Origin of the sequence: Paenibacillus sanfengchensis, from assembly GCF_036864765.1 — a bacterium.
GTDB lineage: Bacteria > Bacillota > Bacilli > Paenibacillales > Paenibacillaceae > Fontibacillus > Fontibacillus sanfengchensis.
The window spans coordinates 295,249-307,403 of record NZ_JBAGJC010000005.1; the positions used below are offsets into that span (position 1 = coordinate 295,249).

General features: G+C 54.9%; 13 protein-coding genes. 3 read left to right on the forward strand and 10 right to left on the reverse strand.

Features of this window, described 5'->3' with window-relative positions; all coding sequences use genetic code 11:
* Positions 1-48: 48 nt before the first annotated feature.
* Positions 49-1,182, reverse strand: coding sequence for an ROK family transcriptional regulator (locus V4U84_RS13270; RefSeq protein ID WP_334071973.1), 1,134 nt, complete (start codon positions 1,180-1,182; stop codon positions 49-51).
* Positions 1,183-2,189: 1,007 nt separating this feature from the next.
* The gene (locus V4U84_RS13275) at positions 2,190-3,563 is read right to left on the reverse strand and encodes a class I SAM-dependent rRNA methyltransferase (RefSeq protein WP_334071974.1); all 1,374 of its coding nucleotides are present in this window, start codon (positions 3,561-3,563) and stop codon (positions 2,190-2,192) included.
* 149 nt (positions 3,564-3,712) lie between these two features.
* Between V4U84_RS13275 and V4U84_RS13280 the strand changes: the two genes are divergently transcribed.
* A complete protein-coding gene (locus tag V4U84_RS13280) occupies positions 3,713-4,699 on the forward strand; it encodes a Na/Pi cotransporter family protein (RefSeq protein ID WP_334071975.1) in 987 nt (328 codons plus the stop codon).
* 26 nt (positions 4,700-4,725) lie between these two features.
* On the opposite strand, the gene V4U84_RS13285 is transcribed toward V4U84_RS13280, so the two are convergent.
* The 7 genes from V4U84_RS13285 to V4U84_RS13315 all read right to left on the reverse strand — a co-directional run bounded on the left by V4U84_RS13285 (position 4,726) and on the right by V4U84_RS13315 (position 9,869).
* Entirely contained in the window at positions 4,726-5,157 is a 432-nt protein-coding gene (locus V4U84_RS13285) for an NUDIX hydrolase (RefSeq protein WP_334071976.1), read from the reverse strand.
* 122 nt (positions 5,158-5,279) lie between these two features.
* The gene (mtaB, locus tag V4U84_RS13290; RefSeq protein WP_334072074.1) at positions 5,280-6,626 is read right to left on the reverse strand and encodes a tRNA (N(6)-L-threonylcarbamoyladenosine(37)-C(2))-methylthiotransferase MtaB; all 1,347 of its coding nucleotides are present in this window, start codon (positions 6,624-6,626) and stop codon (positions 5,280-5,282) included.
* Between the two features lies 1 nt (position 6,627).
* A complete protein-coding gene (locus V4U84_RS13295) occupies positions 6,628-7,392 on the reverse strand; it encodes a 16S rRNA (uracil(1498)-N(3))-methyltransferase (protein WP_334072075.1) in 765 nt (254 codons plus the stop codon).
* Positions 7,393-7,481: 89 nt separating this feature from the next.
* Positions 7,482-8,168, reverse strand: coding sequence for a site-2 protease family protein (locus V4U84_RS13300; protein ID WP_334071977.1), 687 nt, complete (start codon positions 8,166-8,168; stop codon positions 7,482-7,484).
* A gap of 2 nt (positions 8,169-8,170) precedes the next feature.
* A complete protein-coding gene (gene prmA, locus V4U84_RS13305; RefSeq protein WP_334071978.1) occupies positions 8,171-9,139 on the reverse strand; it encodes a 50S ribosomal protein L11 methyltransferase in 969 nt (322 codons plus the stop codon).
* A 145-nt stretch (positions 9,140-9,284) separates the two neighbouring features.
* A complete protein-coding gene (locus V4U84_RS13310; RefSeq protein ID WP_334071979.1) occupies positions 9,285-9,467 on the reverse strand; it encodes a YfhD family protein in 183 nt (60 codons plus the stop codon).
* A 33-nt stretch (positions 9,468-9,500) separates the two neighbouring features.
* A complete protein-coding gene (locus V4U84_RS13315) occupies positions 9,501-9,869 on the reverse strand; it encodes a hypothetical protein (protein ID WP_334071980.1) in 369 nt (122 codons plus the stop codon).
* Positions 9,870-10,080: 211 nt separating this feature from the next.
* Between V4U84_RS13315 and V4U84_RS13320 the strand changes: the two genes are divergently transcribed.
* Both V4U84_RS13320 and V4U84_RS13325 read left to right on the forward strand, forming a co-directional pair.
* The gene (locus tag V4U84_RS13320) at positions 10,081-10,524 is read left to right on the forward strand and encodes a hypothetical protein (protein WP_334071981.1); all 444 of its coding nucleotides are present in this window, start codon (positions 10,081-10,083) and stop codon (positions 10,522-10,524) included.
* Between the two features lie 3 nt (positions 10,525-10,527).
* Positions 10,528-10,806, forward strand: coding sequence for a YxcD family protein (locus V4U84_RS13325; RefSeq protein WP_334071982.1), 279 nt, complete (start codon positions 10,528-10,530; stop codon positions 10,804-10,806).
* A gap of 215 nt (positions 10,807-11,021) precedes the next feature.
* On the opposite strand, the gene dnaJ is transcribed toward V4U84_RS13325, so the two are convergent.
* Entirely contained in the window at positions 11,022-12,143 is a 1,122-nt protein-coding gene (gene dnaJ / locus V4U84_RS13330; RefSeq protein WP_334071983.1) for a molecular chaperone DnaJ, read from the reverse strand.
* Positions 12,144-12,155 lie beyond the last annotated feature (12 nt).

Here is a 12,155-nt window from a genome sequence, read left to right on the forward strand (position 1 = left end):
GCTCTCCATTCAGAGCCTCTTGTTGACTGAACTTGAACTTTTCTATTTTTATAGGTCTTCCGCATCCTGCAACTGCTGGAACACGTAAGCGACAGCCCCCAGTCCCCCGGCATCCCTGCCCAGACGGGCCAACTTAATCTCCGTCGGGATCGGCGTAAGATCGGATACCTGCTTGCGGATATCCTCAATGACGGTAGACATGGAGCCGGATACGCCCCCGCCGATAATGACTCGCTGCGGATTCAACAAGCTTACGATATTGGCAATGGTGATCGACAGGTATTGCACGAATCCGTCAATAATGCGAACCGCCTCAGGCTCTGCGCGTGTATAGCGAGCAAAAAGCTCTTCGGGAGATATCCCGCTCCTCTCCAAAGCGAAAGCCGAGATTTGCTGTTCGAAAGCACCCATCTCTCCGGGACCGTTCCTTCTGTTCCGGGCCAGGTCCTCCCGGTCGATAAAGCGGTTGATTTCCCCCGCGGAGTACCGATAGCCTTCTATTAATTCACCGTTGGCGATAATAGCGCCACCTACCCCGGTTCCGATGGCGATGAAGAACATATTGTCTGTCATTCCCTCGCTGCCCAGCCACCTTTCACCCAGCGCGGCAAAATTGACATCGTTGTTTACATAAACTGGGAACGCAAAATAGTTTTTCGCCTTCTCAACCAGATTGATGTTTCCCCAGTTCAATGCGGGCACGTCGAGGATAACGCCTTCCCTGCTGTCCACAATCCCCGGAAGCCCGATCCCCATCCCGAGGATACGATCTTTTTCGATCCCGGATTTTTGAATAAACGCTTGAATCAGTTCCAGTGTCTCTTCCACGGTTGCCGTCGTTTTACATTCTTCTTTATACTCGATTTCACCGTCGAGGTCGGTCAGTACGATCAGGGTTCGGGTCCGCCCGATATCGACGCCGATGCCGTACCCCGATTTCGGGTTAAAGCCCAGCTCGATCCCCCTGCGGCCCCCCTCCTTGGTAGAGTCGCCAAATCCCGTTTCCACGACAAACTTTTTCTTGATCAGTTCGTTGACGATGGAGGTGACTGTGGACCGGCTTAAACCCAATTTCTTGGCTACTAACGCTCTGCTGATTTTTTTCTCGCTGCGGATCATGTCCAGAACCAAATTCCGGTTGATCTTCTTGATAAGATCCAAACTTCCGGTTCGATTATACAACCTCTCCCCTCCTTATTTCAGTTTCGTCGGAGAACAAACAAACTAAATTTTAAAGTAATTATACCATGTCGAAACTGCCTGTCAATAGTGAAAGCGGTGCCATTTTAAAATTATGTCATGAAAGCTTACGTGTAAATTATGAACGCTTTGAAAAATCACCGAAAACTTGATGTTTACTTTGTTTTATATGACACAAACCTAACATAATAGGATTATCTAAAAAAAGACCATTCGATTTTGCCATCGAACGGTCTTCTCTTAATCAGTTCCCGGTTCTTCAATTGCGAGTCTACACACTAACGGGAAAACCTCCCGTTAATGTACCCCTCTTGGCTCTTGGATCGGACTTAGCTGGAAAAGCTCCAGCTATTTCGCGGCACAATAGCCGATATACAGAGTTTCAGGCGAATTAGCGGGAGGTCTTCCAGCTAAATCACCTCTCCAGCCGCGCACGCCCCAAATTAACGGGAAGAATTCCCTTTATTTTGACCCAAACCATTAAAAATGCACTCCACCACAATTCCAAAGGCACTGATAGCGGCTTTTTGGTCCGTTATTTCGATCCGACCTAGGCTCCGTCGAGAAAATAACGATCAAAAAAGGCCTTATTTCCTGCCGCGGGGTACAAAAATCAGGTTTCGGCCCGCTTTTCCCAAAAATAAGGCCCCAAAGGACCTCTATTTCACACGGAAAGGACGATTTCGACAAATTAGCGCCGCAAATGGCCCTTACTCTACCCGCCCGGTTTCAAAGGGAGGCTGTTACAGCCGTTAGTCCCTCGGGTTAATGCAACGCTAGTGTCAAAAAGGGACTTTTTTACCTTGTGCGGGCCCCAAATCAAGGATTGGATCTCTCTATCCCAAAAATAAACGCCTAAAAAAGCCGCTATTTGCTTCCGATGAGCCGAATTCGACAAAATCGTGGCGTAAAAAGCTTTTATCACGATTCGCCAGCCCTGCTTTCAAAGGGAAAACGGGCATTGCCGAATAGGATAAATTCGACCTACTTTAGAAATTTTTGCTACGAACTTCAAAAATTGCAAATTTCAAATAGCGCCCCTCGTCCACGCCCAATATTTGCGGATGGTCCTTTCCGGCAGCCCGCCATTCTACGAGGCGGAGGATCTTGCCGGCATCGGCCGCCGCTTCCTGGATGGTCTCCAGGAACAGATCCGGCCGCATATGGTAAGAGCAGCTGGCGGTCACCAAATAGCCGCCCTCGTTGACGAGCTTCATGCCGTGCAGGTTGATGTCCTTGTATCCCCTGCAGGCGCCTTTCACCGCGCTGCGCGTTTTGGCGAAGGCCGGCGGATCCAGGATCACGACGTCCCAGGTACGCCCGCCGCCCGCAGTCATCGGCACCGACGTGTCGGCCTTGCCGTCTGCCGCCGCCCGGCTGCTCCGCTCGGCAAGCCCCTTAACCTGGCCGCGGAGATAATCGAACGCGTCGGCCACGACGAACTCGACGCGGTCGCCGAACCCGTTCAGCTCCACGTTCGCCTTGGCGCTTTCGATCGCATGCTCGGAAATGTCCAGGCAGGTGACTTTTTTGGCGCCGTACCGGCAGGCATGAAGCGTAAAACTTCCCGTATGCGAGAAGCATTCCAGCACCGTGGCCCCGTCCCAATACGGGAAGGTGACTTCCTTGCCGTTCCGGTTGACGGGAACCCGGCGGATTCCCCCGGCTTCGTCCGGCACATCCTGCAGCGCGATCCCGCTCCGCTCTCCCCAGCCGGTCATCAGCGGCCGGATGGAAGCGCGGTTCTCGCGCTGGTCGAAGAAATAGCCGGTCTTCTGGCCCTCTTCAATATCGACGCGAATCTTCAGCCCGTTCTCCGTCACGGTCACATGCCGCGGCGGAGTGCCGTAAAGCGGGCCTTTCACTTGCTCCAGCCCTTCCATCTCACGAATCGGTACATCGCTTCGCTCGTAAATTCCCGCGGGCTGAAGCACGGCGACCAGCGCCTCAACGATCGCCTCCCGGCATAGGTCCATGCCGAGCGTCAACAGCTGGATGACGAGCACGTCGCCGAAGCGGTCCACGATCAAACCGGGGAGAAAATCCGCTTCCCCGTAAACGAACCGGTACGCGTTCTCGTCACGGACAAAACGCTCCCGATGCTTGAGACATTCCCGAAACCGGCGCTCGAAAAAGCCGGTGTCCATCGCTGCAAGCGGCGTGAAAGACACCGCGCGTACCGTAATTTGCGATGCGGCGTTATAATACCCCGTTGCCAGAAAACGCCCCCGGTGGTCAAGAATCTCCACGAGACTCCCCGGAGCCGGCTCCCCCTCCACACGCTCAATCTCACTTTTATAAACCCATGGATGACCTTGTTCCAGCCGCTTTTTGCGGCTGCGCTGCAAAATAACCGATGCCACGCTATTCAACCCCCATAAAGATGATAGAACCCAAGCTCCGCTTGCGGTCCTGAAGCCACAAACCAACGATGCAAAATTACGCAGCATGGACCGCTGCGGCCAAGCATATATGTAACTTGTACACTTTGGTAGGACAGGAGGCGTCACGATTGTTCCATGAGCTCATTTTCCCCGTAACCTTCGGACTGGCCCTGTTCCTGTTCGGCATGAAGCTGATGGAAGCCTCGCTTCACGCCTGGGCGGGCCCCGGGTTGATCCGGGCCCTGCAAGCCACAACGCGGACGCCCTGGACCGGCATGGTCTCCAGCACGTTCGTGACGGCGGCGCTCCAAAGCAGCACGGCGGTTACGGTCATGACCATCGGTCTGGTCAACGCCGGGCTCCTGTCCTACGCGCGGACGCTCGGCATTATCCTCGGCGGGAACATCGGCACCTGCCTGACGACGGAACTGATCGCCTTGAATATTTCCAGTATCGGCGTCCCGCTGCTGATTCTATCCGTGCTTCTTTGGGCCGCGGCCGTCACCGCCCAGGAGATGCTTCCCGGCGGCTACCGGGCATCCAAGTGGTTCCGGCTGCTGACGCCGCTGCAATTCGGCTCCCTGGCTGCCGCCGGCTTCAGCCTGATCATGATCGCGATCCGCTGGATGCAGTCGGCCGGGCCCGCGCTGGAAGCCTACGGCGTCATCGGCTGGCTGCTTGATCACGCTGGCGACAGCCTGCTTTGGGGCGCGGCCGCCGGAGCGGCGCTGACAGCGCTCGTTCACAGCAGCGCCGCCACCATCGCGATGACCATGGGCCTGGTCGCCGCCGGGACGCTGCCGCTCCCGCTCGGCATCGCCATGGTGATCGGCTCCAACGTCGGCACCTGCGTCACCGCCGTGATCGCCTCGCTCGGCGGCTCGCGTTCCGGCAGCTTTGTCGCTTGGTCGCACGTTGCGCTCAACGTGCTCGGCGCGGCGTTGTTTCTCCCGCTCACGGAGCCTTTGGGCGCCGCCTCGGCCTGGATATCCGGAGACCCGGCCGCCCAAATCGCCCATTCCCAAACGATATTCAACGTCGTTTGCTCCTTGCTCGCCCTGCCTTTTTGCTATTTGCCGATTTGGAGCCGCCTGGAGCATCCGAAGGAAGCGTAACCGGACCGGCGATCGGCAGCCCTCCGTTAAAACTCCAGATTCAGCATTTTCAGAGCTTTTTCCAGAATAAAATCATTATTGTCGTATCCCGATTTCAGCTGTTTCTCCCAGGCCTCTTTCGGATCGTACCAGGCCACGCCCCGAATTTCTTCCACTTGGGGACGAAGCTGTCCGCCCCGGCTTTCGACGAGGTAGTAATGCACTTCCTTGTCCACGGCCCCGTGAACAGGATGGCGGTAGGTATAAGCGATAATATCGATCAGTCCGTCAATTTGCCCGATCAAGCCGGTCTCTTCCCGTATTTCCCTTAGTGCGGTTTGCTCGACCGTCTCCCCGGGCTCTCTTTTCCCCTTGGCAAAAGAAAACCTGCCGTACCGGTCCGTGATGAGCTGTATCTGCAACCGCCCGGCGGTCCTGCGGTACACAACGCCTCCGGCGGATATTTCCTTGTCCGGCATTTTCCTCGCCCCCTTACTGTCGTATTACCCCAATCGGCAACAAGGACTTCAACCCTGACGGGTGAAATCCCTGTTGAATCGGCTCTATGCAATTGCAGGTCCAACACACGAGGGCTGGCCGGTCAGGCCAACGCTTTGGCGCTTTCCGCCCCGTCCAGGACACGGACCAATTGTCCCTCGCTCGTATTGGCGTCCGCCTTGGTCAGCTTGACCCGGCACATCTTGCCGGCAAGATCGGGCGTTCCGTCAAACCGGATTTGCAGGTAGTTGTCGCTGAACCCGGTTACGAAGCCTTCTCCCCAAACGCCTTTTTCGTCGCGCTCGGGAATAACGTCCAGTACTTGCCCGACGAACTTCTCGGCATAAGCCAGTTGCATCTGCTCGGACAGATCGATCAGTTCCTGTACACGGGCATGCTTGATTTCTTCGTCCACTTGATCTTCCATCCGGGCCGCAGGCGTGCCTGTCCGTTTGGAATAAGGGAACACGTGCATTTCCGAGAAGCCGATCCGCTTGATCGCCTCGTAGCCCTCGCGGTACAATTCCTCGGTTTCTCCGGGGAAGCCGACGATGATGTCGGTCGTAATCGCCACATCCGGCATGAAGTTGCGGATCTTCTTGATCTTCTCTTCGAATTCCTCGATCGTATATTTACGTCTCATCCGCTTGAGCACTTCATTGCTTCCGGCTTGCAGCGGTATATGGAAGTGACGGCACATTTTGGAGGAACCTTTCAGCACCTCCAGCATGCGGTCGTCGATCTGGCTCGCTTCGATGGAACTGATGCGGATGCGGCCCAGCCCCTCCACCTTGTCAAGATCCCACAGCAGATCGGATAACCGGTAATTCTCCAGATCGTCTCCGTACCCGCCGGTATGGATACCCGTCAATACGATTTCGTTATATCCCGCGGCCACAAGCTGCCGGGCCTGGGCGACCACGCTCTGCGGATCCCGGCTGCGGGACAGCCCGCGCGACCAAGGAATGATGCAGAACGTGCAGAAGTTGTTGCAACCCTCTTGGATTTTCAAAAAAGCGCGCGTATGATCCGCGAAATCGGGAACATCAAGCTCCTCGAACTCCCGCGTCTTCATAATGTTCCGTACCGCGTTGATCGGTCGGCGCTGCGCCTGGATTTCTTTCACATACGGCATAATCTTGTCGCGGTCCTGCGTCCCGATAACGAGATCCACGCCGGGAATATCCAGGATTTCCGCCGGCGACGTTTGTGCGTAGCAGCCGGTTACGGCTACAATCGCGTCGGGGTTGCGCCGTACGGCCCGGCGGATAATTTGCCGGCTCTTCTTGTCCCCCGTATTGGTTACGGTGCAGGTATTGATCAGATAGACATCGGCCGTCTGTTCGAAATCCACCTGTTCGTAGCCTTCATTTTTAAACAGCTGCCAAATCGCTTCAGTGTCATAAAAATTCACTTTACAGCCCAGCGTGTAAAAAGCAACGGATGGCATACTAAATTCCCCCCATTTCTCCGGATTCATACATGATGCAGGTCAGGGCGGCCATGGCGGCCGTCTCCGTGCGTAAGATGCGTCGTCCCAAACCGGCGGAAAGCGCCCCGGCCTTCTCGGCCTCCGCCACCTCCCGCTCGGAGAATCCGCCTTCGGGACCGACAATAACCGCTACGCGACAGTTATGTCCGGATGCGAGGCGCGTCGAGAAAGGCTTCAGCACATCGCGCAGTTGCTGACCGTGCTCCTTCTCGTAGCAAATGCATACCAGATCGAAGCCGGACAGCTCGGCTAACATATCGCGCCAGGAAACCGGCGCCTCGATCGCCGGAATTCGGCTGCGATGCGCCTGTTCGGCCGCTTCCTTCGCAATTTTGCGCCAGCGTGCGGTCCGCTTCTCTTCTTTTTTTCCGTCGTACTGCACGACCGTCCGCTCGGAAATAAACGGCAAAAACGCGGAAGCGCCGATCTCCGTGCATTTCTGGATCACGGTTTCCATCTTGTCGCCCTTCGGCAAACTCTGCGCCACGGTAACCTCAACCGACGGCTCTCCGGCCGGTTCCAAAACCTCTATAATCTCCGCTGTCACTTCCTGCGGATCCAATGTCACGATCTCGGCCAGCGCCACGCGGTTTACGCCGTCGCTGACGATCAGCTTATCGCCCGGTTTCGATCGCATAACTTTGCCGATATGGCGGGCGTCATCGCCCGTAATCTCCACCGACGTGTCGTGGAACTGCCCGGGATCTATAAAATAACGCTGCATCTCATCATTCCTTGCCTTCAAAATCGCCAAAATACATCATACAACTTTTGTTTTCAGCTTTCCAGTGCTAGTTCGCGGTAAAGTCTTACCTAGCCGCCGAATATCGTATGGAAAAAGACCAAGAAGTGCTTTGAAAGGAAATAAGACGCACCATAAAGCGGCATTATCGTATACTGACGGAGTACCGGGACCATCAGTATAATCAGAAAAATAAGCACTGACCATTGTTCATATTGCTGAAGCTTGCCCGAAATCCGCCGCGGCGCAACGTCCTCCAAAATCCGGTATCCGTCCAGCGGCGGCAAAGGAATCAGGTTAAACAGGAACAAGAAAAAGTTCATAAGAACGAACAGATTTAAAAAAGTATCCAGGGCCAATGACAATTTGTCCTGCGGTCCGAACGGGGAAACCACGCCAAACCGGATAAGCGCCGCGTAGATCGCCGCACCGGCGATAGCCAGAAGCAGGTTGCTCAGCGGGCCGGCGATGGATACGATGGCTCCCATGACCCGAGGTTTGGAAAAGTTATCCCGGTTGACGGGGACCGGCCGTGCCCAGCCGAAGCCCGCGATCACGAGCAGGATAGTCCCCAACAAATCGAAATGCACCGCCGGATTTAGCGTCACCCGGCCCAGCAGCTTGGCGGTAGGATCGCCGAATTTATTGGCAACGTAAGCGTGGGAAAATTCATGTACTGAAAAAGCGATCACGATGGTAAGTAAATAAAAAGGTAACTCGCTAAACTGACCGCGCAATATTTGATCCAGAAGCCCCATCTTTACCTCTTTCTCGCCACAAAAGCGACCCAATCTTCTTCGCGGGCCGTTTGTTCAATCACGAAGCCCGCGGCCGTCAAGGCCTCCTCAACGACCCGTTCCTTATTCTTATAGATGCCGGAGGCAATATAATAGCCGCCCTGCTGCAACGCTTCATACACATCCTCAATAAAGAGCAGAATGATCTCGGCCAAAATATTGGCGACCACTACCCGGACCGGAAGCTGTACGTTTACCGTGGCCTCGTTGCCTTTTTTCAAGACGGACAACAGATCGCTCTCCACCACCTGAATCCGGCTCTCCAGTTGGTTCAGTCTCGTGTTCTCCAGAGCGCTCGACACCGCTACGGGATCCAGATCCAGCGCAAGCACGCGGGAAGCGCCCAAACGGCAAGCGCCAATCGCCAGAATGCCGGAGCCGGTGCCGACATCGATGACTTCGTCCCCTTCCCGAATAATGCCTTCCAGTGTCCGCAAACAGAGCGAGGTCGTCGGGTGCGTCCCCGTTCCGAAAGCCATCCCCGGATCTAGTTCAATGATTCTCTCATCGGCGGACGCCGGTTCGTACGCCTCCCAGGTCGGCTTGATCGTCAGCCGGTCTGACACGCGAAGCGGCTTGAAATACTGCTTCCAGTTGTTGGCCCAGTCGTCTTCACTGACCTCCCGGATCGTAAGCTCCGGCGTCCCCGGGTCAATGTCGTAAGTCCGTAGCTCTTCAATCCGTTCACGCACCTCGCGGATCACTTCCTCGATATCGACGCCTTCGGGGAAATAGCCGCTGATCTTGGCTTCTCCCTCAGGAATATCGTTCGGCGGAATTTCGAACCATTGGCCCAGGGATGTATCGCGCGGTTTATCGTTATCGACATATTCCTCAATCGTAACGCCGCCGGCCCCCGCTTCATGCAGGAAGTTGGAAATCATCTCCACCGCTTCCTCGGTTGTATGTATAGTCAGCTCTTTCCAGATCATCGTAAGATTTCCTCCTTGAAATTCGTGCATGAAATCTATTGTACTATAGATTGAAAAGAGTGACAAAATCGCATTTTCTATTCGCAATCAATCGGCATGCCGAAGAAACCGCCGAAGCTGCTCCGGCGGTTTCTCCATCCTTTATCTAAGTCCAGTCGTGCTGCCCTTTCTGCCGGTTGTCCGCCCGCTCACTGCGTTCGATCGCTTCCCAATCTTCCTGGTCCGCAAGTTCCTCGGAAAACTCGATATCCCGGTTATATCCGATCTCCAACTGCTTTCCGCTGGCCGGAACTCTTCTAGTTATCCGGTCCGGGTTCGATTTGTTCATGGCATAACCCTCCTTCTATATATCGAAAATTAGTTACATCTGCCCGCCGGCTTCTTCTATAATCCGCAGTGCCTGATGATGTACCGACTCATCGACGACCGCCGTAAGCAAAATATCCCGTCCGGTCGGCCCGCCTTGGCCACCATGGCTCAACCCGCTGGCGGCGGGGTCCGCCGCACTCAAAATGCCTGCGGATTGATTGGTAATCGCGGCATCCTGGGTGATGGCGGATAAACTGCTCACCTTGCCGGTGATGGGGTTAAAAGGATCGTAACCCTCGCCGGGGTAACGGCTGAACCGGTCGATGGATAGGTCAATTACGCGCAAGGCGCTCAGTTTTCTGACCACGCCTTCCGCTTCCTCGGGGCTTTTGAAATAGGCTAGAATATTCTTCTCCGCCATGTGCAGGACCTGCCTTTCTCGTTGCTGCTGTAAGGAACCGGGAATCCCCGTTCCTTGGGATATTAGGATGCGGTGTTTCGGAGGGGTTTATGCGATTTTTTTATTGTAAAAAATATTGATTAAAAATTGAAACGTCCTCTCTTCTTGCCCGTATTACAGGTATAGCATTAGAACATACTAAATTAAATTTATTAGGAGGGTTATTACTTTAATGCTAAAGAAAATGATGATGATTATGATGGCGTTTACTTTGATTTTCGCCGTCACTTCGCCCGGCCTCGTTGATGCCAAACGCGGCGGCGGATTTAAATCCGGCCCTCGTTCCTATACGCCGGCACCGAAAAAATCGACGGACAACTATCAAAGATCCGGCGATACTGCCGGAACCAACAAATCCGGTACGACGGCCGGCACCACAGCAAAACGCGGATTTTTTAGCGGCGGCAGTTTCATGAAAGGCTTGATGATCGGCGGTCTCGCCGGTATGCTGTTCGGCGGATTGTTCGGGGGCATGGGCTTCCTGGGCAACCTGCTCGGCCTTGCGGTAAACCTTCTGGCCATCTATGTTATTATCGCCATCGGGGTCGCGCTCTACCGCCGGTTTAAGAGACGGCCGCAGCCTAGTGACGACCATTACCGTGGAGGAAGATATTAAAGTATGGTTTTAAGCATGGATGAAATTATTAATGCGATTTGCCTTCACACCGCGCACCGAACCGGCACAAGACCGACGGACGTCCAGGTGGAACTGAGCTGGGACGAGGACACCGGGTATACCGGCGAAGTCTGGGCGAACGGCAGAAGCTGGTACATTGTGGAAGCGAACATCATGGAAGCGATTATGCAGTATGTATATAAAGAATACGGTGTCAGGGCGTTCCGTGAAGATATCACCCTGGATTTGGACGAGGAGATTATCGCTCATATCCGGTCATAAATTTCGACTAACAAAGAACGGTACAAGGCAAGCTGCCTTGTACCGTTTTTTCACCTGTCCGGCCCCGGAAATCCGCTATGATCCTCAGAGTAAAACCGTTGGTTGTTAAAAAAGAAGCCCCATGTCACAAAAAAAAGGAGTGTCCTTAAAACCATCGGCCGATGATTCTAAAGACACCCCCGCTTTCTTGCTATCGTCCTGCCGATGTCGAAGGTTTAGTCTCCGCGAAACGCCCGTTTCATGCGATCAAAAAACGATTGCTCATGCTCATGGGTGTGCTCTCCGTCCAATGCCGCGAACTGGCGCAGCAGCTCCTTCTGCTCATCGCTCAGTTGGCTTGGGGTAACGACCACCACTTTGATATGCTGGTCGCCATTCCCGATGCCGCGCAGCTTCGGCACCCCTTGGCCTTTCAAGCGGAAGTACCTGCCTGTCTGGGTACCGGCCGGAATTTTCACTTTGACTTTACCGGTCAGCGTCGGCACTTCGATTTCATCGCCAAGAGCCGCTTGCGCGAACGTTAAAGGAAACTCGCAGTAGATGTCGTCGCCTTCGCGATCGAAAAACTCATCCGGCTTGACGCGGATGACGATATACAGGTCGCCCGCCGGTCCCCCGCGCAAGCCGCCTTCGCCCTCTCCGGACATCCGCAGTTGAGCGCCATCGTCGACCCCCGCAGGGATGCGGACGTGGATTTTCCGCTGCTTCTTCACCTTGCCGCTGCCGGCGCACGTCGGACACTTCTCCCGGATAATTTGCCCCCGTCCGCCGCAGTTGCTGCAGGAACGGCGATTGACCATCCGGCCGAACGGCGTGTTCTGCACGACTTCCTGCTGTCCCGATCCGTGACAGACCGAACAGGTTTCGGGCTTCGTGCCCGGTTTCGCTCCGGAGCCAAAGCAGGTGTCGCAATTTTCCGTCCGCGGAATGGTGATATCCGTCTCTTTGCCGAACACCGCTTCTTTAAATTCGATGGTCATCGCATACTGGAGGTCATTTCCGCGCTGCGGGGCATTCGGATCGCGGCGTCCGCCGCCTCCGAAGAACATGTCGAAGATATCGCCGAAGCCGCCGAAATCAGCGCCGCCGCCAAAGCCGCCGCCCATTCCCTGGTTCGGATCGATATGACCGTACTGGTCATACCGGGCGCGTTTGCCGGAATCGCTCAGTACATCATAGGCTTCCTTGACTTCCTTGAATTTGGCCTCCGCATCCGGCGCCTTGTTGACGTCAGGGTGATATTGACGCGCCAGTTTGCGGTAAGCTTTCTTGATCTCTTCGTCCGAAGCGTTCTTGCCGAGGCCCAGGACCTCGTAGTAATCTCGTTTCTCAGCCATCCTTCCACCCCT